The organism is Acinetobacter sp. 1294596 (assembly GCF_000582925.1).
Taxonomy (GTDB): domain Bacteria; phylum Pseudomonadota; class Gammaproteobacteria; order Pseudomonadales; family Moraxellaceae; genus Acinetobacter; species Acinetobacter radioresistens.
Map to the genome: position 1 here is coordinate 19,489 of NZ_JFCC01000022.1, position 25,101 is coordinate 44,589.

Sequence of the window (25,101 nt, forward strand, 5' to 3'; positions counted from 1 at the left end):
TTTGTCTTGCATTTTTAATAAAAAATCTAATTAAAAGTAGATTTTTGCTTTGTGAATTCTTTTTTAATCAGCTTTTTGCGGATCATATAAGCGGTCTTTAATAAATAACAACGGAATCAGGCCACATAGAAAATAAGCAGCCCCCATTACCAGAAGGCCGGTTCCAATAGAGCCATTCTGAGCAAAAATACCAATTGTAACAGGCGCAAAAATTGCTCCAATTCGCCCGACATTAAATGCACCGCCAACCGCTGTTCCACGAATAGATGTTGGAAAACTTTCGGTCATGTAAGTAGCATTAATAGCAAATGGCATACCGTACAGAAAACCGAACAGCAACATCAGCCATAAAATATTGGCAGGGGTATTAAGGTAGACCAGAACAGGAATAAACAGCGCCGTACCCATGGTTCCAAAAGCAAAAACTACACGGCGTCCCCAACGGTCGGCGACCATCCCTGCTACAACCTTGGCAAAGATCATGATCAGGAATGTACCGATCATATACATGGTCATCTCTTTAAACTTGATGCCGACTTCGGCCTCAAGATAAGATGGTAACCAGTTACTCATACCGTAATAACCAAACTGTAATGCACCCGCGCTTAATGACCAGAGTAAAAACATCTTGCGGTGTTTTCTCTCTTTAAATATATCTTTATATGGATTGGTGGTTTTTATAGTTTGTGCCAGCTGTTCGGCTTTCTTCAGCTTTAAGGCAATGGATTTTTTCCAGGATTCCGGCTCTGGTACCATAAAATGAATCAGAACCGAGAGAAAGATGGGAACGATAGTAATCCAGTACAGCATTCGCCAGCCATAAGCCGGAATAATCCAGCCGGCTAACAGTGTGGCCACCAGAGATCCCATAGTGAAACCGGTCATTAGCGCCGCAAGTACCGTAGTCCGGTATTTGGTAGGCACATATTCTGACATTAAGGTATTACAGGCAATGTATAATGAACCCAGTCCGACCGCAGCCAGCGTTCTTAAAATAACAAACTGATAATAGGAGTCTGCAAAACCTAATGCACAGGATAGAACAGATGAAATTACCAGATAAATCACAATAATACGTACCCGGCCAAAACGGTCACAGGCCCAGCCGCCAATCAGGCCACCTACTGCACTGCCAATCAATGACCAGCTGCCCAAGGCACCTACCTGAATCGAGGTCAATCCGAATTCGGCTTTAAGACTGGTCAGGCTATAGGCTAAAAATGCAATATCAGCGCCATCGACCAGTAAAACCAGAAATGAAAATATAAATGCGGTCATCCAGACCTTTTTAGCAGGTGGTACTGAAACCTCTTCTATTATTAAAGGTGAAACCTTTTCCATATTAAATTTTCCTTATTATCTTTATTGCTTACAGCAAATTATTGTTTTGGTTATTAAACAGCGATTAGAAGTGATGTCATATAGTTAGATATACCGGTGATAGAACAGGCTCATCAAATTCCTAATATTTTTTCTAGTTTTCCTCCTGGGCTGTAGAGGCTTATCTTTATGGTTTCTGCTATTGCGTCACTGCAGCAGCTTTTGTCTTGAATTAAGTTTTTATATGAGTCGGATATTAATGAAATAAACCAGCTTCAGATGAATCCAAAATTTTATTTCATAATACGAAATATAAAATCATATTCCCATAAACTGCTCAAGTGTTTTTCCTAAAACACTACAAAGAAGCCAAGAATGCCTATTAAGCTAAGTTTTTATTAAAAAAGCATTGCATTGGCTATAGAATAAACTTATTTTTAATAAAACATATTTCCGCATAACGAAACAATGGAGATAAAATGGAACAGGTCGTTCAGGTTGAATATTTAAAATCCTATGTAGCTGTAGTTAAAATTCACCGTCCAGAAGCAAAAAATGCCTTAAATACCCAAGTGAGGATTCAGCTGGCACAAATCTTTAATCAACTCAGCGATGACCCGGAAATTCGTGCCATTGTATTGACAGGCGGAGAACAGGACTTTGCAGCAGGCGCAGATTTAAAAGAGTTGGCAAATGCTCATGCAGTTCAGATGATGCAACGTCGCAGTGAGCGTTACTGGCAGGCAATTGCCAGCTGTCCAAAACCGGTCATTGCTGCAGTCAATGGCTATGCCTTGGGTGGAGGCTGTGAGCTGGCCATGCATGCAGATATTATTATTGCCAGCCAGACAGCGGTATTTGGACAACCAGAGGTAAAAGTTGGCGTGATGCCAGGGGCGGGGGGTACCCAGCGTCTGTTCCGTGCGGTAGGCAAATTCCAGGCCATGCGCATGATATTGACTGGCTGTCTGGTTCCAGCTCAAGAAGCCTTACAAATGGGCTTGGTGTCCCAGTTAGTTGAAGAAGACAATGCGATTCCAGCTGCCCTCAAAATGGCTGAATCCATAGCTAAATTGCCTCCTGTCGCGCTGGAACAGATTAAAGAAGTTGCGCTGATGGCCGAAGATGTACCCCTTCATGCAGGCTTGGCGCTAGAGCGTAAATCCTTCCAGTTACTCTTTGATACCGAAGACCAGAAAGAAGGCATGCAGGCTTTTATTGAAAAACGAAAACCAAATTATCAGGGTAAATAATTCAGGGATAGAAACATGAGTATTCAAATTCAGCAGATCGGAATTATTGGCACAGGTACTATGGGCGCAGGTATTGCCCAGATTGCAATCCAATCTGGCCACGATGTAATACTGTTTGATGCCAAGGCGGGGGCTGCAGAGCAAGCTAGAGAAAAACTCGGCAAGACTTTAAATACGCTGGCCAGTAAAGGAAAATTCAGTCAGGAAAAAGCCAATCAGGATTTGAGCCATCTTAGTATAGCGACCGAATTGGAACAGCTCAAAAACTGTGACCTGATTGTTGAAGCAATTGTTGAAAATCTTGAGGTCAAGCAGCAGCTCATGCAGCAGCTGGAAAGCCTAGTGGGTACACAAACCATTCTGGCTTCCAATACCTCTTCTTTATCTATTACTGCAATTGCTGCTGGCTGTAAGCGTCCTGAACAGATCGTGGGTTACCATTTCTTCAACCCTGTACCGCTGATGAAAGTTGTCGAAGTCATTCAGGGCTTCAATACCCGTGAGGATATTGTAGATGCACTCATGCAGCTTTCTGTCAAAATGGGTCATCATCCGGTTAAAGCACAGGATACCCCAGGTTTTATCATTAATCATGCGGGCCGAGCCTTTGGCAGTGAGGCCTATGCCATGCTGATTGAAAATGTGGCTTCAGTGTCTGAGCTTGACCGGATTTACCGTGATGGTATCGGTTTTAAAATGGGTCCATTTGAACTGGTAGACCTGACCGGGATGGATGTCTCCCATCCGGTGAGCGAATCAATTTATCATCAGTACTATGAAGAAGCCCGTTATCGTCCAAGTGTTATTACCCGGCAGCGATATATAGCCAAACAGCTGGGCAGAAAGACCGGTAAAGGTTTTTATGACTATACGACTGGTGAAAAGCAGGGTGAAGACCCGGCAGTTTTTGTAGAAAAGCTGGATCAGTATCCAACCGTCTGGATTGCAGCAGACCTTGAAAAAGACCAGAGTATTTTAAAAGATTATCTGGAACAGCAGGGCATAACGCTAGAAACAGGTCCAGAGCCTTCTGAACAGGCTTTAGTGCTTATTGCCAGCTATGGTGAAGATGCAACGACTGCGGCCTTACGCTATCAGATCAATCCGAAACAGGTAGTGTGTATTGACCTGCTATACGGTTTTAATAAACATCGTACTCTTATGCCAACCCTCATCACTGACTCAAAACATAAGACAGCAGCACATTCCATTTTTAATCTGGATGGCACTTCACTTAGCATGATTCAGGAAAGTACCGGCTTCGTAGCACAGCGTGTACTGGCCATGATCGTCAATCTGGGCTGTGACATTGCCCAGCAGGGTGTGGCCAGTGTTGAGGATATTAACGCTGCAGTACGTCTGGGTCTGGGCTATCCTTATGGCCCGATTGAATGGGGTGACAAGTTGGGAGCAGATAAAATTCTGCTTATTCTGGACCGTATGTCTGCAATTAGCCGTGATCCACGTTATCGTCCGAGTGCATGGTTACGCCGTCGTGTTCAGTTAAAACTGCCATTGGTCACGACTGTATAATCCTTTAAAGTCTCTCAGGTACTGCTTGTAGCAGCAGTACCTGTTCAGATACAAGACTCAGACAGCTACATCAGCAAAACTTTTCTCACGCTGAAACATGGTAGCTACGTAAGAGCAGACTGGAATAATCTTGACCTGTTTCTCACGTGCATAAGCAACTGCAGCATCAAGCAGTTCGCGTGCCACGCCTCGGCCACGTGCTGCCGGACTGACCCAGGTATGATCAATAGCAAATTTGTCCTCACCCTGCCACACATAAGTCAGCTCGCCCAAGCGTTCGCCATTTTCAGGAATAATAAAGGCACCGCGCTGGTCATTTTCATGATGCTGAACTTCCATACTTTTCTCCTTCATGAATCTTGTCAATTTGTTTTAACATGCCACATCCAGACAACAATTACCGTTGATTTGAGTTATTTTTTTAAATTGCACTTTGTTAAAAAATGTGCAACTCTACACATATTCAAATAGAGCATTCTATTTGAGACAGAATTTTAGTTTGACAAGGGGAGTAGCCTCCTCCAAGCGTAGCCGATAGTTTTTTATAACGTTCGGTTGCGTGTCAGATATCGTCAATACACTTTGCAAAAAGTCGGTATCTGAGCATCAGGATGTTCTAACCCTGATGTAGGCAAGACCTTGATCATGTTGACACAGATGAATAAAAACATCTGGCAGCAGGTCAAGGTTTTTTTGTGCCCGTATGCCGGATGAGGAGATAGTGATGGAATCAATCGGCAGTATGGGATTGTATCTGGTATTTTTTGCCATAATTGCAGTCATGCTTTTGGTAGATTTTTTAGGTTTCAGACAGCATCAGGATCAGCCTGTTCCTATGAAGCAGGCTGCGTGGTGGAGTGCAGCCTGGGTAACCGTTTCAGTGATTTTTGGTGCAGGTCTCTGGTTTTATCTGCAACAGAACAGCGGAATTGAAATTGCCAACCAGAAAACCATGGAATACTTTACCGGTTATCTACTGGAAAAATCGCTGGCTATTGATAATGTGTTTGTCTGGCTGATGATTTTCTCGGCATTTGCCATTCCACCTGCTTTGCAGAAACAGGTTCTGCTTTACGGGGTTCTGGGTGCAATTATCCTGCGGACCATTTTTATCTTTATTGGCGCATGGATGGTACAGGAGTTTTCCTGGGTACTTTATATCTTCGGTGCCTTCCTGGTATATACCGGCTATAAATTCCTGAAAGGGCAAGATGATGACCCCAATATTGAAGAGATGGCCTTACTGAAATGGCTGCGTAAGCATTTTCGTATTACCCCGCAGCTCGAAGGTCATAAATTCTGGGTACGTAAACAGGGCCAGTTATGGTTGACGCCGCTCTTTGTAGTACTGATTCTGGTTGAATTCTCTGATGTAATTTTTGCAGTAGATTCTATTCCGGCAATCTTCGCAGTCACCAGTGATCCGTTTATTGTTCTTACAGCAAACCTGATGGCGATTCTCGGTTTACGTGCCATGTTCTTTCTTCTATCTGGTGCTGCAGTAAAAATGCATTACCTTCCTTATGGTTTAGGTGTAATCCTGCTGTTTATTGGCGCAAAAATGCTTCTGCTTGACGTATTCCATATGCCAATCTGGATTTCTCTAGGCTTTATTGCAGTTGTGCTCACCATTACCGGCTGGATGTCATACCGTTATAACCAAAAGCAGCTACCACAATAGTCCACAGATAGCTTAAACGGTTAAGGCTCTGACTTAACCGTTTTACGCATTATAACGGTATACAGTCGCTGAGAGTTACGGTTAAAATCGGTTGAAAAAAGTATAACTTGCAGGTTTTAACCATGTCTTCACTTCCCATTTCCACAGCCATTCGCGGGCGCTTTCTAGATATTCGGCAGATTGTTGTCCAGCCTACCGATCTGGCTCATCAGGTCCGTTATTTAGAAGATGGCCTGCTGATTACAGAACAGGGGAAAATAGTCTGGTTTGGCCCTTGGCAGGAGGGCCAGACCCAATTACCTGCCGGTATTCTGGTAGAACATTATCCTGAACAGTTGATTGTTCCTGGCTTTATTGACACGCATATACATTATCCGCAAAGTGAAATGGTTGGTGCATATGGCGAGCAACTGTTGAGCTGGCTTAATACTTATACGTTTCCGACTGAAATGCAGTTTGAAAATCCTGAACATGCCAGCAAGATTGCCCATTTTTTTGTAGAAGAACTGCTTAGAAATGGAACCACCACTGCATTGGTTTTCTGTACGGTGCATCCACAATCAGTAGATGCATTATTTGAGCAGGCAGCACAGTACCAGATGCGGCTCATTGCAGGTAAGGTCATGATGGACCGTAATGCGCCCGAGGCACTTTGTGACACGGCCCAGAGCAGCTATGAAGATAGCAGGGCACTCATTGAAAAATGGCATGGCAAGGGCCGGGCACTCTATGCTATTACACCACGTTTTGCGCCTACCTCTACACCGGAACAATTGCAGCTGGCGGGAAAATTAAAAACAGAATTTCCGGATGTCTATATACATACCCATTTGAGTGAAAATCTGGATGAAATTGCCTGGGTAAAAGAATTGTTCCCTGAGCAGCAGGGTTACCTGGAGGTTTATCATCATTACGGGCTGACTGGAGAACGCAGTGTATTTGCACATTGTGTTCATCTGCAGGAGCAGGAATGGGACTGTCTGCACCAGAGTAAATCTGCAATCGCATTCTGCCCAACATCGAACCTGTTTTTAGGAAGCGGGCTGTTTCCATTGTCTAAAACCTGGCAAAAACAGGTAAAGGTTGGCCTCGGGACTGATATTGGTGCAGGTACATCATTCAGCCTGTTACAGACAGCCAATGAAGCATATAAAGTCCAGCAGTTACAGGGCAACAAGCTCTCTGCGCTTGAGGCTTTCTACCACGCTACATTGGGGGGCGCACGTGCATTGAACCTAGAGGACAAACTGGGTAATTTCGATTTAGGTAAAGAAGCTGACTTTATAGTACTCGACCTGAAGGCAACAACTTTACAGAAACTGCGTCAGGAACATAGCAAGGGACTAGAAGACAGCCTATTTGCCCTGTTTACATTAGGAGATGATCGTAATGTTGAAGCAACCTATATCTATGGACAAAAGGCCTACAGCAAAGCAGAACCAGTCTAGAGTTCCTGGTAGTAGTCTTTTTAAATGGGGAGTATTGGCTTTAGCCTGTGCAGTTCTGCTCAAGTCTGATCAGCCCTCAACTAACAGATAATTCATATTCTGGCTTCTGAAAAGGATGCACAGAATGAAAAATTGCATTAAAATTTCCCTATTCGAGGTGTTGCAGGTCAACACCTTTTTTATTTTTCCATTTTACTCGTTTTTAGGGATCTGCCCATGACCATTGAAATGAGCGTATTGATTTCTGCTGAAGAGATTCAGGCAAAAGTCAAAGAGCTTGGTGCAAAAATTGATGCTCACTATGCACAAAGTGACCGGGAACTGGTTCTGATCGGACTGTTACGTGGCTCGGTCATTTTCATGGCAGATTTATGCCGTGCCATTCATAAACCACATGAACTGGACTTTATGACCGTCTCCAGTTATGGGGGAGGCACTACTTCAAGTCGTGATGTAAAAATCCTGAAAGATCTGGACGGGGAAATCCGGGGTAAAGATGTTCTGGTAGTCGAGGATATCATCGACTCAGGCAATACCCTGAGTAAAGTTCTGGAAATTCTGCAAACCCGTAATCCTAATTCAATCGAACTCTGCACCCTGGTAAGCAAACCGTCACGCCGTGAAATTGAACTTGAAGTCAAATTTTTAGGCTTTGAAGTAGAAGATAAATTTATTGTTGGCTATGGTCTGGATTATGACCAGAAGTATCGACACATTCCTTTTATTGGGGAAATTGGTCTTTAGTTTTCTAAATTCCTGATACTTAAAAGTGGCCTATGGCCACTTTTTTTATACGTTCTTTAGCAGTTTTATCGTATTGATGCCCTAGCGGCACAAAAACTCAACAGGAAGTAGCATTATGGCACTTTTTAAAATTTGATACGTGCTCAATGATAATAAGCGTACATGTTCCAGACATCACATCAGAAAAGATAAGAAGGAGAACGCGTATGTGGTCACTTATTGTTGCTATTATCGTCGGTTTCATTGCAGGGCTAATTGCACGGGCAATTCACCCAGGTAATGACAAGGCAGGCTTTATCGTTACCACTTTATTAGGGATCGCTGGTGCACTGGTGGCTACCTATGGTGGCCGTATGCTCGGCCTTTATGATGAAAACTCGGCTGCAGGCTTTATTGCATCAGTCGTGGGTGCATTGATCATCCTGTTTATTTATAACATGATTACCAAGCGTTCACGTGTAAATCATCATCCTTAAATAATTTAAAAATTAAAATAAAAAAGCACCGTTTCCGGTGCTTTTTTATGGCTATAGCTTATAAGCCAAATTCCTGCCAAGCCTGTTCAATCTGTTCCGCCGGATAAGCCCCCATCAGTTTAAAACCGTTTGAGAAAATGATTGCCGGAGTACCTTGCAAGCCCAGTGATTTTCCCAGACTCAAATTCCGCTCGATCGGATTAGTGCAACTGGTATTGGCAGTGGGCTGTATTCCTTTAACTAACAGGCTTTGCCAAGCCACTGTACGGCTATCCGAACACCATACCTGTTTAGCCGGTTTTACCGACTGTGGTTTGATCGGATAAATAAAAGTATAAATCGTTACATTATTAAGTTTGGCAAGCTCAGCCTCAAGCTTTTTGCAATATGGACAATTTGGGTCAGAAAAGACGGCAAGTTGACGCTTGCCGCTGCCCCGTACTGTTTTAAGCGCATCCTGTAAAGGTAGCTTTTTCCAGTCAATACTATTTTGCTTAAGCACCAGATCTTTGGTTAGATTCTGCTGATCCTTAAGACGTATCATGGAACCAACCAGAATATGATTGGCTTCTTCACCCACGTAAACTACTTGGCCATCTAGCACTGCACTATAGATTCCATTCATCTCAGTAGACTGAATCTGCTCAAATTTCAGGTTAGGATAATGCTGCTTTAAATTATTCTGTACTGACTCTACATTGGCAAAGCAGCTACTACTGAGTATTCCAGCTAGCGCTAGCATTAATAATTTTTTCATGCGTGGATGGCTCATTTTAGGTTAATCCTGCCTGATTCTAATCTTTTAGCTCTTTTTAAACATATTTTTAACAAAATATTTTAACTAACTAAGGAAGGTTTCACGTGGAACATCTGCAACGGCATATTGATTTCAACCGAAATATGCACCACTTCCTCATGAATACTTAATGCATCACGAACCTGATCAGCATTCAAGTCATCTTGGGTTTCCAAAGCCAAAATACAGGCAAATTTTCCACGGCCTACTTTCCACACATGCAGATCAGTAATTTCTACTTGTACTGGTAAACCGACAATAACCTCACGAATCTCAGCGACTACCGGATGATCCATTTCTGCATCCAGCAAGGTTCGGCCTGTATCTCTTATAAGTCCCCAGGCCCAGCGCGCTACCAATACAGCACCAGCAACTCCCAAGACGGCATCCAGAAAGGCACAGCCGAAATATTTTCCAGCCAGAAGCGCAATAATAGCGAAAACCGATGTCACCGCATCAGCAACCACATGCAAGAAAGCAGCTTTTTGATTTAAATCATGACTATGCTTACGATGTTCATGTTCATGTTCATGTTCATGTTCATGATGGTGATGGTGATGGTGATGGTGATGGTCAGTATGATCATGCAAGAGCCAGGCACAAAGCAGATTTACCAATAGGCCGAGTACTGCGATCGGAATTGCTTCATTATAGTGAATAGCAACCGGAAAAATCAGACGTTCAACTGAATGAACCGCCATATATAAAGCTACAACAATCAATAAAATGGCGCTACTGTAACCTGCCAGAATTTCGATTTTCCAGGTTCCAAAACTGAAACGCTGGTCATTTGCATAGTGACGCGCCGCGCGGTAAGCCAGATAAGCGAGCCCCAAAGCCAACATATGTGAACTCATATGCCAGCCATCAGCCAGTAAAGCCATAGAGTTAAATAGCCAGCCACCACTTATTTCGAGTAGCATCATGAAACCGGTTAACAGTGTAGCCCACAGGATTCGTTTCTGGGCGAGCGGATTCCCCTGATCAAACTGGTGTTTATGGTGTCGGGATAGGTTAAAATTTTGCATAACAGTTTATTCCATATACTCCCCCCAGTATAATTATTTTTAGAGGTGATGCATGGGTCATTTACATCAGGACAAGAAAATTTTAAATCGGGTCAAGCGGCTTCAAGGGCAGCTTCAAGCTGTAGAAACTGCGTTGCAGCAAGAAGATAAAAGCTGCATTGAAGTATTACAGCAGGTGGCAGCTATAAAAGGTGCAGTAAATGGCCTGATGAATGAGCTGATTGAATCTCATCTACGTGAACATGTAATCAAACAAAATGATGATAATGAAAAGGAACTGGCCGAGTTTCTCAAGTTACTTAAGCGTTATACCTGATCTGGCCATAGATCCTGGCTATCTAAATAGTAATGTCCCAGATTTATGACAGGCACTAATTCAGGTTACTTATTTACTTTCGATTTTTCGAAGGCTTCAGGCTACTATCAGCTTTATTCCTGCTTACGACCTGATCTTTTCATTTATGAAACAACAATCTTGGCATCCATTTCTTATGGTAAGCCTTGCCTTATGTACTGGTACCATTGGAACAGCGCTCGCTAGCCCGCTTTATCCGATTTACCAGCAAATATGGCATTTACTGCCAAGTCACATTACTTATATTTTCGTCGCCTATATGTTTGGCTGTCTTGCCACTTTACTGTTCTTTGGTCGTACCAGTAATAGTTTGGGTTTTCTCCGTACACTGCAAATCGGTTTAGTCATCGTGATTTGTGGATTGGCACTTTCTGCAGTTGCCGTTGATATTTACTGGTTGATGGCAGGACGATTTGTGATCGGGATTGCTTCTGGACTGATTAGTACCTCAGCCATGCTTGGCCTGATTACGACGATTCCTGATCAACATAAACTTTATGCACCGCAACTCAGTTCAGTGATTACTGTGATTGGTTTCGGGCTTGGGCCCTTTATTGGAGGACTGATTGCCCAGTTTTCTGATCAGCCTCTTATAAGTCCTTATTTGCCGGTGATTGTGGTAGCTTTCCTTTGCCTGTTAGGTTTGGCCCGCCTTGAATCACCTCAATTCGAACGGCAGAATTTTTCTATAGCGCCACATCTGGAAATTCCTGAGTCACATTACAAGACCCTGTTTTTTATTGCCGGCCTGACTGCCTTTAGTGCTTTTGGTGCTTTCAGTCTATTTGCTTCACTGTCACCTTCTTTTGTGAAAGATTTAATTCCATGGCATGGCCCGCTGGTAAGTGGCAGTGCAATTGCCAGTATTTTACTTACCTCTGCTGTTGTACAGTTTTTTGCACGCTCACTATCACCCATTAAAAGCCTGAATCTGGGTGTGGGTACATTAATGTTCAGCCTGATCTTACTGGCCTTGTGTATGATTTCCCAATGGAGCCCGCTATTTTTCATCAGTGACCTTCTGGTCGGCGCAGGGCATGGGTTAGGGTTAATGGGTGCATTTGGTCTGATTCACAGCATGACTCATGAACGTAATCGTGCTGCGGTTATGTCAACTTATCTTTTTATCGGTTATCTGGGCACAATTGTACCAATTATTGCCGTAGGCTATCTGGCTGATCATTTTGGACTGACATTCGGGGTACTGAGTTTCTGTGCGAGCATAGCGCTGCTCTGTCTGGCCTTATTACTCTGGCCTAAAAAAATAGTTTCATCATAATTACCTGAACTTTATGGCTTAGCAGAATGGAGCAGTCATCAAATCCTAAATCAGCTTAATTTATTATATTTTAATCATTTTCACTGAAAATATTATTTAGATATTTGGAATTCCATAAATTTTATCTAAACCTGATTCAGGTAAAATTTTCTATCAAGTCTTGGAGTTACTAATATTAAAATTTAGCTCATTGCTTATGCTTTTTATAAAAATTCTGGCAAATTATTAATAGAAATTAAAAGCCGGCCAACTCTGATAAAGGTAGGGTTTTAATTCTCTATAGAGAGTCCTAAGACCGGCTTAAATAACTTATCAATTTATTGATAATGAGTTCACTTGATTTTGAACTATTTCCCGATACAGAAAGACCCGAAAATTTTCCCAAGCAGGTCATCGGCGCTAAATTCACCAGTAATTTCACTTAAAGCATTTTGGGCCAGCCGTAATGATTCGGCTACCAGCTCACCTGCATGAAAATCTGTAAGCTGCTCACGTGCCTCAGCCAGATATGCCTGTGTACGCTTCATTGCGTCCAGATGCCGTGTTCGGGCAATAAAGGTATCTTCTTCTGGCTGGAAGCCGGCATGGTCTGTAATCGCTTCTATGAGTGTCTGGACGCCGGTTTCCATTTTTGCAGATACACTGATATGACGAAAACCCTGATATTTTCCTGCTTCTGGCTGGACCCCAATGAGGTCACACTTATTTCCAATTAGTATAAGCCGTTTAGGCTCCAGATGTTCAGCAAAATAATTCTGGGCTAATTTTAGAGGATCTTCACCTTGGCTCAAATCATAGACCAGTAACAGTAAGTCAGCCTGTTCAATTTCCTTAATTGCGCGACGTATCCCTTCTTGTTCTACAATATCACCGGTTTCACGTAAACCTGCTGTATCTGTGAGTGTAATGGGTAGACCGTTCAGACTAATCTTTTCATGCAGTACATCACGGGTTGTTCCAGCAATATCAGTAACAATAGCGCGGTCATTACCTGCTAATGCATTTAAGAGCGAAGACTTACCGGCATTTGGTTTTCCGGCAATGACCACCTGTAAGCCTTCTCGCAGTAACTGGCCCTGACGTGCAGATTGCTGTACCAGCGTGACTGAACTGGCAACATCATCCAGCAGCTTGAGAATTTTTCCGTCAGCGAGAAAATCAATTTCTTCTTCAGGAAAATCAATCGCCGCTTCTACATGTAAACGTAAATGAATAAGCTTCTCTAATACAGAATTCACCTTAACAGAAAAAGCACCTTGTAAAGAACGTACTGCAGAGCGTGCAGCTGCCTGTGACGTGGCATCAATCAGATCAGCAATGGCTTCGGCCTGTACCAGATCAAGTTTGCCATTTTCAAAGGCACGCATGGAAAACTCGCCAGCCTTGGCCGCTATGGCACCCAGCTCGAATAGTCGGGAGAGCAGGGCATTTTGAATTACCGGTCCACCATGACCCTGTAGCTCAACAACATCTTCTCCCGTAAATGAATAGGGATTTGGAAAACAGATAACCAATCCCTCATCCATTACCAGCTGCTCTGCATCATAAAACTGCCGAAAAGCTGCCATGCGGGCTTTTGGTAGAGACCGCTGGGTTAACTGTTCGGCAATCATATAGGCTTTCGGACCTGAGAGGCGAATTACCCCAACACCACCACGGCCAGGTGGAGTCGCTATCGCAGCAATTGTGGTGGAGTTGAGCATATTGATCACCTAAAAATTTTAAAAACAGCAAAAGAAAATCCGTCCAAGATTATCATCTTGGACGGATTTATTCAGCATCGATCAAGTGAGCTGAATGGATTATTAAATCACTTCAACACCATTTTCGCGTTCTTTCTTCACGCTCCGGTTAATAAACCATTGCTGCAAGATAGTAATACTGTTGTTGACAATCCAGTACAGTACTAGTCCTGCTGGGAAGAACAGCATAAATACCGTGAAAATGATCGGCATGATCTTAAAGACTTTTGCCTGCATTGGATCAGCTGGCTGCGGATTCAGTGATTGCTGAGTAAACATGGTCAGACCCATGACTAACGGCAGAATAAACCACGGATCCATCGCCGACAAATCCTGAATCCAGCCGAACCATGGCGCATGACGCAGTTCTACACTTTCCATCAATACCCAGTATAGGGCAAGGAAAATCGGCATTTGCAGCAAGAGCGGCAAACAGCCTGAGAGAGGATTGACCTGCTCGCGCTTGTAGAGTGCCATCATTTCCTGAGAGAAACGCATACGGTCTTCACCAAACTCTTCTTTCATGCGCTGCATTTCTGGCGCAATTACCCGCATTTTCGCCATAGAGCGATAGCTCTTGGACGACAGTGGCCAAAGAATAAGTTTAACCAGTATAGTCAGCAGGATAATTGACCAACCCCAGTTACCGACAATGTTATGGAAGAACTGCAGACCCAGGAACAATAATTTAGCAATTGGCCATACCCAGCCATAATCTACAGTCTGGTTCAAACCTACTGCCAGATCTTTGAGCTCGGACTGAATCTTTGGACCTGAGTAGAAGGTTGCATCTACTTCAGCAACCGTACCGGCTGGCACATTGATAGTTGGCGAAGTAAAACTAATGATATTCATATCATCAGCTGATTTGCGTGATTCGAGCTTGGCAGCATATGGCTGTCCATTGGCTTGAGTCAGTTTAAGCTGACCCGGAATCCAGGCACTCACAAAGTAATGCTGTACTACAGCAATCCAGCCACCCTTTGCATCAACATTCAGCTTTTCATCATTAAAATTATCAAACTTGAGCTTGTTGTAATGCTCTTCTGGTGTGCCCCAGGCACCGCCCAGGAAGGTACCCAGCGTAAAGATCCCTTGATCAGACTTACCAGGATCTTCAGAATTATCACGTTTGATCTGGCCAAACATCTGACCCTGCCAGTTTTGCTGACTACGGTTCACCACTTTATGGTTGACCACGATCGGGTACTCGCCCTGCTTAAAGGTAAAGGTCTTAATGATCTCTACACCATCAGCAGTCTTGTATACCATTGGTATAGTCAGTACTTTTACTGCTTTACCATTATCTTTACTGACAGTCTGAGCATCTTTAAGCAAGTCATAAGAAGTTTTTTCAACCTCATATACCGGGCGGCCGCTACGGTTACTGTCTGGACCATTGAGTCCAATCAGACCAGATTGTGCGACATAGGTACGCTTGGCATCACTTTCCAGCATGACAAACGGCTGATCGCTGTCTTTATTCTTGTCATGATTCAGTAATTCAATTCGTACAATATCCCCACCTTTTGGATTGATCAAAAGATGATAGAGGTCAGTCTGTACTGAAATCAGCTGCTGATTTACAGGTGCAGTTACATCTGTTGCTTGTGGCGTTGCAATATTTGCTTGCGGTACATCAGAAGAAGCTGATGCCGCTTGGCTATTTGGCAAATCTGCAGATACTTCATGCGAAACGACTGCCTGTTGCTGCGGCGCTGTCTCTGCATGACCATAATCTTTTTGCCACGCCAAAATGAGCAAATATGCGACGACAAACATGGCCCCGAGAATTGCAAACCTGGCCCATTGTTGCATATCTATTACCCCAAGTGGTTAGAGTGATTTTGATTCAAAAAACGATCACGAAAGGGTACAGCAACGTGAAAGGTTTGAGAATCTATTTGCTGAAATGAAATAAAACGAATTGCTTTTGGGGGAACAGGATCATAGCCAGAACCACCCCACGGATGACAGCGACAGATACGTTTACCGGCCAACCACACGCCACGCATCGCGCCATGCGCATGAATGGCTTCTAACGAATATTGAGAACAAGTTGGAATATAACGACAACGAGGTCCAAGCAGCGGACTAATCGCAATTTGATAGAAACGTATCAACCAATGCAATAAACGTCTCATTGGTATCTCTAGTTTTGTGAGGAAGAAACAGCTATTTTTCGGTGTTTTTTAACCTGGCGTTGTAACTTTTGCCAAGCTATCTGTAATTGCTGGTGCAACTCGGCATTAGAAATATCTTCTATACCTATTTTAGGCATTACTACGATATCTAATAATTCCAGTTGCTGCTGATGCAGGCGAAAACTTTCGCGAGCAAGTCGTTTTATCCGATTTCTTTCATGTGCACGACGCACTTTTTTCTTGGCCACAACAATACCCAAACGGCTATGATGCAATTCGGTCGGTCTGGCAAGAAATAAGAAGTGGGGTTGATGCACTTTAAAAAGCGCACCATCAAACACACTTTTGTAATCTGCAGCACAGCGGATACGTACAGCTGTGCTGAAGCTATAAAGTGTCATGACACCCAAGTCGTTTAAACTTAAACTGAAATTAAACAGTTAAGCTGTGACGACCTTTGGCACGACGGCGAGCTAATACTTGACGACCAGCTTTAGTAGCCATACGAGCACGGAAACCATGAACGCGCTTACGCTTTAATTCAGATGGTTGGAATGTACGTTTCATGTCGAAACTCCAAAATGATCTTTCTATAAAGGTTCGCGATTGTATTGTGCAATCTTTACGCTGTCAATGAAAACCCGTCTTTTGTTCAATTTTGATTGTAATTCCAAGAAGAGAGAAATATACAAATATAAAAAGGAGAGAGATAAAATTTGAAACTTATACACAATATAAACCATTTATTTTAAAATATATTTATGTAAAAACCAAAAATATCCACAGTTTTATAAACAATATATTATATTTCTGAGTTAGGCTGCTGGTTTTGAATTTAAATTCATTGTAAGTTAAGTTATCCACACCAGATTGCATCGTTATTATTAAATTCAAATTTTAAAATTTAAATTTATTATTATTAGAGCGGCTTTTTTCTGTGGAAATGATATTTTTATATTCTAATATCAGGTGATTACATTGTGGATAACTATGTTTTTATAATTTATATGAATTGTGGATAACTTTGTGATATATTTTATCCACAGGTTATGGAAAACTTTATCCACATGTGGTTTAAATTCAAATTTAAAACAGAAAGTTTCTTTTTTGGCCAAAACTTTAGAAATGACCCATGACAGATGTGGATAACTTGGTTAGAATGGCCACCCCTCGCAAGGGGTGCTGTAGTTCAATTTAAATTTAAAACATGAAGATAGGGGATTCACATGCTTTGGACGGACTGCTTAACTCGCTTGCGACAAGAGCTCTCTGATAATATCTTTGCGATGTGGATTCGTCCTCTAGTGGCTGAAGAACTGGAGGATACTTTACGTTTATATGCGCCTAATCCTTATTGGACCAGATATATTCAAGAGCATCATCTAGAATTAATCACAATTCTGGCTGAACAAATGTCGGAAGGCCGTGTACGTAAGGTTGAGATTTTAGTAGATTCCCGGCCCGGCGCTATTTTATCAGCAGCGGAGCAGCCAGCCACTACTACGGCTGCATTAGAGCACCCGGCTTCTATGCCGGTATCGCGTCCTAAAAAGGAAAAAGAAGCTGAACCGGCCAAACAGAATAAGAAGCGTCTTTTAAATCCACTTTTCACTTTCGCACTTTTTGTAGAAGGGCGCTCTAACCAGATGGCAGCAGAAACGTGCCGCAAAGTACTGACACAGCTTGGTGCATCCCAGCATAATCCCTTATTTCTGTATGGACCTACCGGTTTGGGTAAAACACACCTGATGCAGGCTGTCGGTAATGCGCTATTACAGGCCAAACCCAATGCACGTGTCATGTATATGACTGCGGAAAGTTTTGTACAGGATTTTGTCAGTTCTTTACAGCGTGGCAAGGTTGAAGAATTCAAAAAAAATTGTCGTTCCTTGGATTTATTATTGGTCGATGATATTCATCTTTTAGCGGGTAAAGAAGCAAGTCTGGTCGAGTTTTTCTATACCTTTAATGCTTTATTGGATGAATCCAAGCAGATTATTTTAACTTCAGACCGCTATCCGAAAGAATTGACTGAACTGGATCCACGTTTGGTTTCCCGTTTTTCCTGGGGCTTATCTGTTGGAGTCGAGCCACCAGACATTGAAACACGGATAGAAATCCTGCTGAAAAAAGCTGAAAGCAATGAGATTGATTTGCCCCGTAACTGTGCTTTATTTATTGCACAGCAGGTGGTTGCCAATGTTCGTGAACTTGAAGGCGCGTTAAACAAGGTTGTCGCTATTTCCCGGTTTAAGGGAACCGCAATTGATCTGGACGTGGTACGAGAATCCTTAAAAGATGTTTTGGCGATTAGGGCCCGAACTATTAGTGTAGAAAATATTCAGCGTGTGGTGAGTGAGTATTTTCGTATTCCCCTCAAAGAGCTGGTCGGGCCTAAAAGAACCCGAATTTATGCACGTCCTCGTCAATTGGCAATGGGTTTGGCGCGTGAATTAACTGGTGACAGTTTTCCAGAAATTGGCATGGCTTTTGGCGGGCGAGATCATAGTACAGTCATGCATGCCTGCGAAAAAGTCCAGAGCCTCCGTGCTGAAGATCCGATCTTTAATGAGGATTATAAAAACCTGCTGCGCCTGTTGCAGAGTTGATCAATCCGGATTCTTGCAAAGTGCTTGAAACTGCCGCATAGTACACTGCTAAAAATTATTTTTTTATCTGTCTTCAGTTGTTAGAGGAATGAATCGTGCGTTTGAAAATCGCTAAAGAGAGCTTACTCAATGTTCTATCACATGTGGTAGGGGCGGTCGAACGTCGTCATACCCTGAACATTCTTTCAAACGTTAAAATTCAGGCGAGTCCGCAGGCTCTGACAATCACCGGGTCTGACCTGGAAGTTGAGCTGGTGGCCAGTACCGGCTTAAGTGAGGGAGCCTGTTTACAGCCGGGTGAAACTACTGTGCCGGCACGTAAACTCATGGATATCTGTAAGTCACTACCAAGTGCTGCTTTAATCGATTTACAAATCACTGAAGACCAGCGCTGCATTTTAAAGTCTGGAAATAGCCGTTTTGTACTGGGAACCTTACCTGCTGAAGATTATCCTTTACTTAATCATGACAATAGTCAGGGTACTCAGGTTCAAGTTACCCAGCGTGAACTCAAGCGTCTGTTTGAAAAAACTGCTTTTGCAATGGCAGTGCAGGATGTCCGTTTTTATCTAACCGGCACATTACTGGAAATTGATGAAGCTCAATTGCGTGCTGTAACTACCGATGGTCACCGTCTGGCATTGTGTGAAACCTTGGCATCTTCTACCGCTTCTCAGTCAGTACAGGCAATTGTTCCACGTAAGGCAGTAGCAGAACTGCAACGCCTGCTCAGCATTGAAGATGAACAGCTTACGTTACTGATTGGCCGTGAACTGTTAAATGTTACAATTCAAACCCCAAGCCGTGACAAGGAACAGGGCGAAATTACAGTACGTTTCACGACCAAACTGATTGACGGGAAATTCCCTGATTATCGTCGGGTTATTCCACGTGGTGGTGATAAAACTGTCCAGATCGCGCATGACGTATTTAAACAGTCATTGCAACGGGTGGCGATTCTTAGTAATGAAAAATTGCGTGGTGTATTCCTCAACTTTAATGCAGATTCATTACAGCTTCGAGCCAATAACCCGGAGCAGGATGAAGCGATTGAGGATCTGGCTATTCAATATAATAACTCTCCGCTAGAAATGTCTTTTAATGCACAATATCTGCTTGAAGTGCTAAACGTGCTGGATGGTGACGATGTTGTTATGACTATGACTGAAGCCAATCAGTCAGTGCTGGTGCAAGACCCTGCCCAGCAGGACCAGACTTATGTTGTCATGCCAATGCGTGTCTAGACTTAAAGCTATTTTATGTATATTACGCGTTTAAATATCGAACGTGTCCGGAACCTTTCAGCGGTTGCACTCTCTGAGTTGCAGCCGTTTAATGTTTTTTATGGCGCCAATGGTTCAGGCAAAACCTCGATTCTTGAGGCGATTCATTTGCTGGCCACAGGCCGCTCTTTTCGAACTTATATTCCCAAACACTACATTCAGAGTGGTGCTTCAGACGCGATTGTATTTGCACAGTCTGCTACCGAGAAAATTGGCATGCAAAAAATGCTCTCGGGGGAGCAGATAATTAAAGTGAATGGCGATACGGTCGCAACTCAGGGTCAGCTTGCTAAAATGCTGGCATTACAATATATCGACCCACTCAGTACGGATATCATTGACCATGGAGCCAAACCGCGGCGACAGTTACTGGACTGGCTGATGTTCCACGTGGAACCTGAATTTTATCAGACATGGCAATATTATTCTCGCGCACTCAAGCAGCGTAACAGTCTGCTTAAATCCCGCCAAAATCTAAGTGTGGATGAGCTTGATCCATGGAACAAGATGTTGGCCAGTTATGGTGAATTGCTCCATGCTCAACGTTCACAGGTGATGGAGCAATGGAAGATTTATTTTAAACAGGATTTAAGCCAGCTTTTACCTGATCTGGAGATTGAGCTAGACTATGTATCCGGTTTTCATAGTGAGCAGGGGCTTTATCAGGACCTGACGTTATATCATCAGAAAGACCTGGATAGACGCTATACCGAGTATGGACCACACCGGGCAGACCTACGCTTGAAAACACCACTTGGAGATGCGGATAACATTCTTTCAAGAGGACAAAAAAAACTATTAATTATGGCCTTAAAACTCTCTCAGATTGCAATGTTGCATGCGAGCAATAAGGAAACTGTGGTATTATTAGATGATCTGACGGCAGAATTAGATTTAACCGCACAACAACGTTTAATTGAGCGATTGAGCCAACTTGGTAGTCAAGTTTTTATTACCACTCTAGAGCATGAATCGGTACAGCAGCATTTGCATGATCTGTCTATTTCCTATCAATTATTCCACGTTGAACACGGTCAAGTCAGTGTCGTTCAGCAATGATTTAACCCATCTTTGGATTGATCCATTTTACACTAGGGAGAAACCATGAGTTCAGAATCTCAATCTGCCTCTCCAACAGAACACACCCAAGAAAAGGCTTATGATTCCTCTAGTATCAAGGTATTACGTGGCCTAGACGCAGTGCGTAAACGTCCTGGTATGTATATTGGTGATACAGACGATGGGACAGGTCTGCACCATATGGTATTCGAGGTGGTCGATAACTCGATTGATGAAGCACTGGCTGGACACTGTGATGAAATTGTGGTGACCATTCATGAAGATGAATCTGTGAGCGTATCTGACAATGGCCGGGGTATTCCAACCGATATCCATCCGGAAGAGGGTGTCTCTGCTGCAGAGGTAATCCTGACAATTTTGCATGCGGGCGGCAAGTTTGATGATAACAGTTACAAAGTCTCTGGTGGCCTGCACGGTGTAGGTGTATCGGTTGTTAATGCTTTGTCGAGCAAGCTTGAGCTGACTGTACAGCGTGCAGGGCAGATACATGAGCAGGAATACCAGCACGGTGTACCTCAGTATCCGTTACGTGTCGTGGGACAAACTGAACGTACAGGTACTAAAGTCCGTTTCTGGCCGAGTGCTGAAACCTTTAGCCAGACTATTTTTAATGTCGATATTCTGGCACGCCGTCTGCGTGAGCTGTCCTTTCTAAATGCCGGTGTCCGTATTGTTCTGCGCGATGAACGCATTAACCTTGAACATGTATTTGACTATGAAGGTGGTCTGTCCGAATTTGTTAAATATATCAATGAAGGTAAAAATCACCTGAATGAAATTTTCCATTTCACCACTCAGGCTGAAAATGGAATTGGTGTTGAAGTGGCGTTGCAGTGGAATGATTCTTATCAGGAAAATGTACGCTGCTTTACCAATAATATTCCGCAAAAAGATGGTGGTACCCATCTGGCTGGTTTCCGCGCAGCATTAACCCGTGGCCTGAACAGCTATCTTGAGAATGAGAATATTCTTAAGAAAGAAAAAGTTGCAGTAACAGGGGATGATGCACGTGAGGGATTGACTGCTATCGTGTCAGTTAAAGTTCCAGATCCTAAGTTTTCTTCGCAAACCAAAGAAAAACTGGTGTCCAGTGAGGTTAAACCGGCTGTCGAACAGGCAATGAATAAGGCGTTCTCTGAATATCTGCTTGAGAACCCGGCAGCGGCCAAGTCTATTGCAGGTAAAATTATTGATGCAGCACGTGCCCGTGATGCAGCACGTAAAGCCCGTGAAATGACACGCCGTAAAAGTGCACTGGATATTGCTGGCTTACCTGGAAAACTGGCTGATTGTCAGGAAAAAGATCCCGCCTTGTCTGAGCTGTTTCTAGTCGAGGGTGATTCGGCAGGCGGTTCTGCCAAGCAGGGCCGTAACCGTAAAATGCAGGCGATTTTACCATTAAAGGGTAAAATTCTAAATGTAGAGCGTGCCCGTTTTGACCGGATGATTTCTTCTGCTGAGGTCGGTACACTGATTACGGCATTAGGCTGTGGTATTGGACGTGAGGAATATAATCCGGACAAGCTGCGTTACCATAAGATTGTGATCATGACAGATGCTGATGTCGACGGTTCACATATTCGTACGTTACTGTTGACATTCTTCTTCCGTCAAATGCCTGAACTGGTAGAACGGGGTCATATTTATATTGCTCAGCCGCCTTTATATAAACTGAAAAAAGGCAAGCAGGAACAGTATATTAAAGATAATGATGCTCTGGAGACTTATCTGATTTCCAATGCAATTGATGATTTGTCTCTGCATGTCAGTGCCGATGCGCCAGCAATTAATGGACAGGCATTGGCTCAGGTGATTCAGGATTACCAGGTTTCACAAAAGAGTCTGCACCGATTAACCTTGCGTTATCCTGCGACCTTGCTTGATGGTCTCTTGGCGCTAGAAGCTTTTAAAATGGACCAGAACCATGATGAAAGTTATGTCCAGCAATGGGGCGAACAGTTACGTTCACGTATTGCAGACATGCAGTCTAGCTTGCGTCCTGAACTGACTCTTGAAAAATTTGAACGCATTGATGCAGATGGTCAGTCCTCGGCGCTTTACTGGCCACGGATCACTGTTTATGTGCATAACTTGCCACATCATTATCTGCTTGATGCCGGATTGCTGGCCTCTGCCGAATATGCTCGACTGCTCAAGAATTCAAGAAGCTGGTTCAACCTGATTGAAGAGGGTGCTTATCTTGAAAAAGGTGAGCGTCGTGTACAGGTCAGTAATTTCCATCAGGTCTGGCAGTTCATCTTGCAGGACTCACGCCGCGGCATGATGATTCAGCGTTATAAAGGCCTGGGTGAGATGAATGCCGAGCAGCTCTGGGAAACCACGATGGACCCGGAAAATCGTAATATGCTGCAAGTAACTATTGATGATGCAATTGAAGCAGACCGTATGTTCTCTTGCCTGATGGGAGATGATGTTGAGCCACGTCGTGCATTTATTGAAGAAAATGCATTGAATGCCGATATTGATGCTTAATTTCATTACTGCCCAATAAAAAAGCGCCAGAAGGCGCTTTTTTATATCTTACTATTAAGGGGTAAGGATCACCTTACGACAGTCTTCTTCACGTTTATCAAAGATACGATAGCCTTCAGCAGCTTCAGACAGGTTCATACGGTGGGTAATGATTACCTCTGGGGAAAGGTCACCATTTTCAATAAATTCCAGTAATTGTGGCAAGAACTTATGTACATGGGTTTGTCCCATCTTAAAGGTTAAGCCTTTATCGAATGCATCACCGAACAGGAAGCCATGAATTGGTCCTGCATAAACGCCCGGTACGCTTACTACACCGCCACGACGTACAGCTGCAATACATTGACGTAATGCAGCGCCACTCGAACCTTCAAGCTTCAAGTTAGTCATGACGGTTTCTAGCATGCTGCCCTTGGCTTCAAAACCGATAGCATCAATTACTCCATCTACACCACGGTAGCCCGGCGTATTGCTAATAATAAATTCAGCTGCATCGACTTCATCAAAATTAACTGGAATGGCACCATAGGTGTCTCGTGCATACTGTAGACGATAATTATGGTGGTCTACCATAAAGATAAGTTCGGCACCCAGCATACGTGCACAGGCGGCCGAGAGCAGGCCTACCGGTCCTGCACCATAAATTGCAACACTTGATCCCTTACCAATTTTGGCATTGGTGACTGCTTGCCAGGCAGTAGGCAAAATATCAGTCAGGAATAAAACTTTTTCATCAGATAAAGAACCTGGTACTTTAAATGGCCCTACGTTTCCTTTAGGAATACGTACATATTCAGCTTGCCCACCTGGAACTCCACCATATAAATGGCTATAGCCGAACAGCGCAGCACCTGGCGGAATCTGCTTTTTATTTAAGATAGCACCCCGACCCGTATTGGTATTCTCACAGGCCGCAGTCAGATCATGCTCACAAAAGAAGCAGCTACCACAGGCAATTACAAAAGGAATAATTACCCGGTCGCCTTTTTTTACTTCAGTGACTGCCGGACCAACTTCCTCTACTACACCCATAAACTCGTGGCCAAAGATATCACCATCTTTAGTGGCCGGAATTTTACCTCGATATAAATGCAGGTCAGAACCACAAATTGCAGTTGCAGTAACTCGCAAAATAACATCATCCGGTTCTTGAATAATCGGATCAGGAACAGATTCTACCCGGACATCCCGAGCACCATGATATGTAAGAGCGCGCATTCTTATTTCCTCTCTGGTTTATTTTTAGAGTCAGCAGAATCATGTAAAAATTTTGTTGAGTAAGAAAACTGACCTGTCATTCATAATGCAGCGTCATGAGGTAAGCTTATGTATAAAAAAACAATTTAGCCTGTTGAAAAAATGTACATATACAAGGCTTAGGTAAAATAATGTTGATTTAAAGTAGCAATTAACCGAAATGATTCTTTACATTTTAAAATAAAATAAAAGGATTACCTTTAAATAGGGTAATCCTTTTATTAATATAATGTTAAATTATATTATACAACTTGCCATTGCTGTTTTGCTTCATTGGCTGTCAGGTTTAAAATTACCTGATTATTGCTGACTTCCTGTACCCAAGTCAGAGGAATTAAATGATGTTTTCCATCACTGTCTTCATCATTCTTAATAAGTTTTAGTTGATCTTCACCTTCTAGGTGGTCAACACGGCCTACATGTTCGTTATCTGAACCTAAAACTTCTGCATGTTGAGTAATTTGACTGAGATCGATACCTGTTGCCATGCTTCTTTCTCCTTTACTTATATAGTTTAAGTCATTTAGATTATTCAAAAATAAAAAACATTTATGAATAATCTCTATCTCTAGTATTATTC

23 protein-coding genes are annotated in these 25,101 nt (G+C 43.1%); 12 read left to right on the forward strand and 11 right to left on the reverse strand.

Annotation, left to right across the window (positions count from 1 at the left end; translation table 11 throughout):
* Window positions 1-63: 63 nt before the first annotated feature.
* Window positions 64-1,341, reverse strand: a complete 1,278-nt coding sequence (locus J502_RS09280) for an MFS transporter (RefSeq protein ID WP_017401120.1) — start codon at window positions 1,339-1,341, stop codon at window positions 64-66.
* A gap of 458 nt (window positions 1,342-1,799) precedes the next feature.
* Here J502_RS09280 and J502_RS09285 point away from each other — a divergent pair, with 458 nt between their 5' ends.
* Both J502_RS09285 and J502_RS09290 read left to right on the forward strand, forming a co-directional pair.
* Entirely contained in the window at window positions 1,800-2,573 is a 774-nt protein-coding gene (locus J502_RS09285) for an enoyl-CoA hydratase (RefSeq protein WP_005023853.1), read from the forward strand.
* A 15-nt stretch (window positions 2,574-2,588) separates the two neighbouring features.
* Complete coding sequence (locus J502_RS09290; RefSeq protein ID WP_005017563.1) at window positions 2,589-4,106, forward strand: 3-hydroxyacyl-CoA dehydrogenase; 1,518 nt, start codon at window positions 2,589-2,591, stop codon at window positions 4,104-4,106.
* A 57-nt stretch (window positions 4,107-4,163) separates the two neighbouring features.
* Here the strand turns inward: J502_RS09290 and J502_RS09295 are convergent, their stop codons facing one another.
* Entirely contained in the window at window positions 4,164-4,460 is a 297-nt protein-coding gene (locus J502_RS09295) for a GNAT family N-acetyltransferase (RefSeq protein WP_005404701.1), read from the reverse strand.
* 370 nt (window positions 4,461-4,830) lie between these two features.
* Between J502_RS09295 and J502_RS09300 the strand changes: the two genes are divergently transcribed.
* From J502_RS09300 to J502_RS09315, 4 genes are all read left to right on the forward strand, one after another.
* The gene (locus J502_RS09300; RefSeq protein WP_005017558.1) at window positions 4,831-5,787 is read left to right on the forward strand and encodes a TerC family protein; all 957 of its coding nucleotides are present in this window, start codon (window positions 4,831-4,833) and stop codon (window positions 5,785-5,787) included.
* Window positions 5,788-5,909: 122 nt separating this feature from the next.
* Window positions 5,910-7,235 (forward strand): guanine deaminase, encoded by a 1,326-nt coding sequence (gene guaD, locus J502_RS09305; RefSeq protein WP_034683900.1) that lies wholly within the window; start codon window positions 5,910-5,912, stop codon window positions 7,233-7,235.
* 216 nt (window positions 7,236-7,451) lie between these two features.
* Window positions 7,452-7,979, forward strand: coding sequence for a hypoxanthine phosphoribosyltransferase (gene hpt / locus J502_RS09310; RefSeq protein ID WP_005017552.1), 528 nt, complete (start codon window positions 7,452-7,454; stop codon window positions 7,977-7,979).
* Window positions 7,980-8,185: 206 nt separating this feature from the next.
* Window positions 8,186-8,455: a GlsB/YeaQ/YmgE family stress response membrane protein gene (locus tag J502_RS09315; RefSeq protein ID WP_005017546.1), complete on the forward strand. Its 270-nt coding sequence runs from the start codon at window positions 8,186-8,188 to the stop codon at window positions 8,453-8,455.
* Between the two features lie 58 nt (window positions 8,456-8,513).
* Here J502_RS09315 and J502_RS09320 read toward each other — a convergent pair whose 3' ends face one another.
* On the reverse strand, window positions 8,514-9,227 hold the full coding sequence (locus tag J502_RS09320; RefSeq protein WP_005017545.1) for a DsbC family protein: 714 nt from the start codon (window positions 9,225-9,227) through the stop codon (window positions 8,514-8,516).
* Window positions 9,228-9,292: 65 nt separating this feature from the next.
* Window positions 9,293-10,279, reverse strand: coding sequence for a CDF family Co(II)/Ni(II) efflux transporter DmeF (gene dmeF / locus J502_RS09325; protein WP_034683902.1), 987 nt, complete (start codon window positions 10,277-10,279; stop codon window positions 9,293-9,295).
* A 52-nt stretch (window positions 10,280-10,331) separates the two neighbouring features.
* On the opposite strand from dmeF, the gene J502_RS09330 reads away from it, so the two are divergent.
* Both J502_RS09330 and J502_RS09335 read left to right on the forward strand, forming a co-directional pair.
* The gene (locus J502_RS09330) at window positions 10,332-10,595 is read left to right on the forward strand and encodes a metal/formaldehyde-sensitive transcriptional repressor (RefSeq protein WP_005017539.1); all 264 of its coding nucleotides are present in this window, start codon (window positions 10,332-10,334) and stop codon (window positions 10,593-10,595) included.
* 145 nt (window positions 10,596-10,740) lie between these two features.
* Window positions 10,741-11,913, forward strand: a complete 1,173-nt coding sequence (locus tag J502_RS09335; RefSeq protein WP_005404705.1) for an MFS transporter — start codon at window positions 10,741-10,743, stop codon at window positions 11,911-11,913.
* 347 nt (window positions 11,914-12,260) lie between these two features.
* Here J502_RS09335 and mnmE read toward each other — a convergent pair whose 3' ends face one another.
* The 5 genes from mnmE to rpmH form a co-directional block, all read right to left on the reverse strand.
* Entirely contained in the window at window positions 12,261-13,616 is a 1,356-nt protein-coding gene (gene mnmE / locus J502_RS09340) for a tRNA uridine-5-carboxymethylaminomethyl(34) synthesis GTPase MnmE (protein ID WP_005023830.1), read from the reverse strand.
* 102 nt (window positions 13,617-13,718) lie between these two features.
* Window positions 13,719-15,473, reverse strand: a complete 1,755-nt coding sequence (gene yidC, locus J502_RS09345; RefSeq protein ID WP_034683903.1) for a membrane protein insertase YidC — start codon at window positions 15,471-15,473, stop codon at window positions 13,719-13,721.
* Between the two features lie 5 nt (window positions 15,474-15,478).
* Complete coding sequence (gene yidD, locus J502_RS09350; protein WP_017401114.1) at window positions 15,479-15,799, reverse strand: membrane protein insertion efficiency factor YidD; 321 nt, start codon at window positions 15,797-15,799, stop codon at window positions 15,479-15,481.
* Window positions 15,800-15,807: 8 nt separating this feature from the next.
* The gene (gene rnpA, locus J502_RS09355) at window positions 15,808-16,200 is read right to left on the reverse strand and encodes a ribonuclease P protein component (RefSeq protein WP_005017526.1); all 393 of its coding nucleotides are present in this window, start codon (window positions 16,198-16,200) and stop codon (window positions 15,808-15,810) included.
* 31 nt (window positions 16,201-16,231) lie between these two features.
* Window positions 16,232-16,366 (reverse strand): 50S ribosomal protein L34, encoded by a 135-nt coding sequence (rpmH, locus tag J502_RS09360; protein ID WP_000831329.1) that lies wholly within the window; start codon window positions 16,364-16,366, stop codon window positions 16,232-16,234.
* A gap of 659 nt (window positions 16,367-17,025) precedes the next feature.
* Here rpmH and dnaA point away from each other — a divergent pair.
* From dnaA to gyrB, 4 genes are all read left to right on the forward strand, one after another.
* Window positions 17,026-18,408 carry a chromosomal replication initiator protein DnaA gene (dnaA, locus tag J502_RS09365; RefSeq protein WP_005017523.1) on the forward strand — a complete coding sequence of 461 codons (1,383 nt, stop codon included), beginning with the start codon at window positions 17,026-17,028 and terminating at the stop codon, window positions 18,406-18,408.
* Window positions 18,409-18,503: 95 nt separating this feature from the next.
* The gene (gene dnaN, locus J502_RS09370) at window positions 18,504-19,652 is read left to right on the forward strand and encodes a DNA polymerase III subunit beta (protein WP_005023825.1); all 1,149 of its coding nucleotides are present in this window, start codon (window positions 18,504-18,506) and stop codon (window positions 19,650-19,652) included.
* Between the two features lie 15 nt (window positions 19,653-19,667).
* On the forward strand, window positions 19,668-20,750 hold the full coding sequence (gene recF, locus J502_RS09375) for a DNA replication/repair protein RecF (RefSeq protein WP_005405730.1): 1,083 nt from the start codon (window positions 19,668-19,670) through the stop codon (window positions 20,748-20,750).
* Window positions 20,751-20,795: 45 nt separating this feature from the next.
* On the forward strand, window positions 20,796-23,264 hold the full coding sequence (gyrB, locus tag J502_RS09380) for a DNA topoisomerase (ATP-hydrolyzing) subunit B (RefSeq protein WP_034683905.1): 2,469 nt from the start codon (window positions 20,796-20,798) through the stop codon (window positions 23,262-23,264).
* A gap of 54 nt (window positions 23,265-23,318) precedes the next feature.
* Here the strand turns inward: gyrB and J502_RS09385 are convergent, their stop codons facing one another.
* Both J502_RS09385 and J502_RS09390 read right to left on the reverse strand, forming a co-directional pair.
* On the reverse strand, window positions 23,319-24,482 hold the full coding sequence (locus J502_RS09385) for a zinc-dependent alcohol dehydrogenase (protein ID WP_005017515.1): 1,164 nt from the start codon (window positions 24,480-24,482) through the stop codon (window positions 23,319-23,321).
* A gap of 281 nt (window positions 24,483-24,763) precedes the next feature.
* Window positions 24,764-25,009 carry a DUF2171 domain-containing protein gene (locus J502_RS09390; RefSeq protein WP_026444122.1) on the reverse strand — a complete coding sequence of 82 codons (246 nt, stop codon included), beginning with the start codon at window positions 25,007-25,009 and terminating at the stop codon, window positions 24,764-24,766.
* Between the last annotated feature and the right edge of the window lie 92 nt (window positions 25,010-25,101).